This is a genomic window from Nocardiopsis salina YIM 90010 (assembly GCF_000341025.1).
In the GTDB taxonomy this organism is placed as follows: domain Bacteria; phylum Actinomycetota; class Actinomycetes; order Streptosporangiales; family Streptosporangiaceae; genus Nocardiopsis; species Nocardiopsis salina.
Genome location: NZ_ANBF01000259.1, coordinates 1 through 2,151 on the forward strand (window position 1 = coordinate 1; position 2,151 = coordinate 2,151).

Annotated in this window: 4 protein-coding genes and 1 pseudogene; all 5 read right to left on the reverse strand. The window is 68.6% G+C overall.

What is annotated here, in order from left to right; genetic code table 11:
- Nucleotides 1–592 (reverse strand): proton-conducting transporter transmembrane domain-containing protein (locus D474_RS0127010; RefSeq protein ID WP_017616593.1); only part of this gene is annotated, 592 nt, incomplete at its 3' end.
- A gap of 267 nt (nt 593–859) precedes the next feature.
- A complete protein-coding gene (locus tag D474_RS0127015) occupies nt 860–1,219 on the reverse strand; it encodes a cation:proton antiporter (protein WP_017616594.1) in 360 nt (119 codons plus the stop codon).
- Complete coding sequence (locus tag D474_RS0127020; protein ID WP_017616595.1) at nt 1,216–1,473, reverse strand: monovalent cation/H+ antiporter complex subunit F; 258 nt, start codon at nt 1,471–1,473, stop codon at nt 1,216–1,218. Before D474_RS0127020 ends, D474_RS0127015 begins: the two co-directional genes overlap by 4 nt.
- Nucleotides 1,473–1,868, reverse strand: a complete 396-nt coding sequence (locus D474_RS0127025) for a Na+/H+ antiporter subunit E (protein ID WP_017616596.1) — start codon at nt 1,866–1,868, stop codon at nt 1,473–1,475. The genes D474_RS0127020 and D474_RS0127025 overlap by 1 nt, the downstream gene beginning before the upstream one ends.
- A pseudogene (locus D474_RS0127030) lies at nt 1,865–2,151 on the reverse strand (monovalent cation/H+ antiporter subunit D family protein); the annotation flags it as partial. The gene D474_RS0127025 and the pseudogene D474_RS0127030, both read right to left, overlap by 4 nt.

The window sequence follows — 2,151 nt, forward strand, 5'->3', positions numbered from 1 at the left end:
ACTCGGCAGCCGCCCCGGCCAGCTCACCCACGTGCACGGTTCCGGCCACACCGTAGACCAACGCGACACCGGCGAGGAAGGTCACCGAGGTCAGCAGGTTGACGCTGACGAAGATCCGCCCCGCCCGGAGCCTCCCGAAGGTCCCCATCATCGCCAACAGCCCGTAAGAGGGCAGAAGCGTGACCTCGATGAACACGAACAGGTTGAACAGGTCCCCGGTCATCAGGGCACCGGTCACACCCGCGTACAGGATCAGGACCAGAGCCGGGAAGAAGGGGCGCTGGTCCTCGTGGGTCGCCGCGGCGAAGGCCGAACACACCAGCACCAGAAGTGAACTGGTCCAGATCATGAGGGCGCTGAAGGTGTCGACGACGAACGGGATGGCGATTCCGTCGTCCCACAGGGCCACGTTGTGGGCGACGACCCCGCCGCCCCGGGTCTGCCACAGCAACAGGGTTGCGACCATGAGCCCCACACCGCTGGGCACCATCGTGAGGGCACTGCGTATCCGCATGGACGGGGTGAGCACGGTGATGAGCCCGGCCACGGCCAGCGGCATGCCCACCAGGAGAGGGAGGAGGGCGGGGCTCATAGGGCACCCTCGGTGTCAGCGTCGCTGCCGACGATGGTCATCGGGCACCTCCGGAGACGGTCGTGTGCAGATCGGCGACGTCCGCGCCGGCGGTGTCCGGCACGTCGGTCCCTTGTGATCGTTCACCGTCGTCGCTGCTCTGCGGTGGCGCCGCGCCCGGGGAACAGCGGGCTCTGTGATCCGCCCAGGCGGGCGGGGCCCGGAAAGGAACGACCCCTTGTCACCCGCGGGTGACAAGGGGTCGAGCGTTCGGGGCTGACCGGCCCCTCAGGCCTTTCCGTCCTCCCCGGAACGGCGCTCGCCGGCTTCCTCGAGGTCGTCGAAGGCGGTCGACTCCGTGGGCGCCGTCCCGGTCAGGTACCCGGCCCGGACCAGCGCGTTGCCGCCGATCGCGGCGGTGGAGAGCTGGATCAGCAGAGCCAGGACGATCTTCCAGGCGTTCTCCCACGTGGGGTAGTCCAGGAACAGGCCCAGCAGAATGAGCGCCGGGGCGAGCCCGCCGCAGATGGTGACCCCGCTCAGCCGAGCGTAGAAATCACGCAGCCGCAGCAGACCGAGCGCTCCGCCCAGGAACACCAGGCCGCCGGCGATCATGAACGCCATGCTGGCGATCTCCAACGGCGTCATCGTTTACCTCCGGAGATCAGACGGGCGACGGACAGGGCGGACAGGAAACCGACGAGCGTGCACACCAGAACGATGTCCACGACGAGATCCGTGTTGAGCCGGAACCCCAGGAAGGCGACCAGCCCCACGAACCCGAAGAAGACCACGTCGGCGCCGGCACCCCGGTCCGAACTCGAGGGCCCCCTCAGGATGCGGTACGCAGCGACGGCCATGCCCAGGGCGACGGCCACGATGCCGATGTCGATGGGCTGCATCAGCGCTCACCTCCTGCGGTCTCGTCCTTCTCGGAGGTGCGGCTCGGAGCCCCTTCGCGTGGCCGGGTCGCGGCCAGCAGACGGTCCTCCATGCGGTCGATGCCGGCACGGAAGGATGCACGGTCGTCGACGTACAGGCCATGGACCCACAGGACGGCGGGCCGCTCCTCACCGACGGCGACCGTGATGGTCCCCGGGGTCAGGGAGATCATGTTGGCGAGCATCGTCGTCTCGAAATCGGTCCGGCAGCGCGTGGGCACCTCGACGAAGGCCGGGGCGGAGGAGCTGCCGGGGGTCAGGACGTCCCCCAGTACCTGCGCGGAGGTCTTGATGACCTCGGCGCTGTAGTACACGGGGAACCAGAGGGTGCGCAGCACCCACTTCACGTAACTCATCGGCCGAGCACCGCCTCGACGTAGTTGGACGTGTCCAGGAGGTTCCCTGCTGCCGTGGCGCTCAGATCCAGCACGGCCTGAGCGCCCAGGCCCATGCACAGGGTCGTCACCGTGAGAACGAGAGCGGGCATGTACAGCGCAGGGCGGACCCTCGGGGGGGCCACAGCCGTGGCCACGGACCCTTCATCGGCCCGGGTCTCGGTCTGGGCCTCGGAGTCCTGCTGGGGATCGGGACGCTTGCCCCAGAAGACGCCGCCCCAGATCTTGAGCATCGACATCAGCG

Bases quoted from the DNA above. Each gene is read 5' to 3' on its own strand.
- D474_RS0127015 (WP_017616594.1), bottom strand. From the start codon at position 1,219: ATGACGCCGTTGGAGATCGCCAGCATGGCGTTCATGATCGCCGGCGGC.
- D474_RS0127020 (WP_017616595.1), bottom strand. From the start codon at position 1,473: ATGCAGCCCATCGACATCGGCATCGTGGCCGTCGCCCTGGGCATGGCC.
- D474_RS0127025 (WP_017616596.1), bottom strand. From the start codon at position 1,868: ATGAGTTACGTGAAGTGGGTGCTGCGCACCCTCTGGTTCCCCGTGTAC.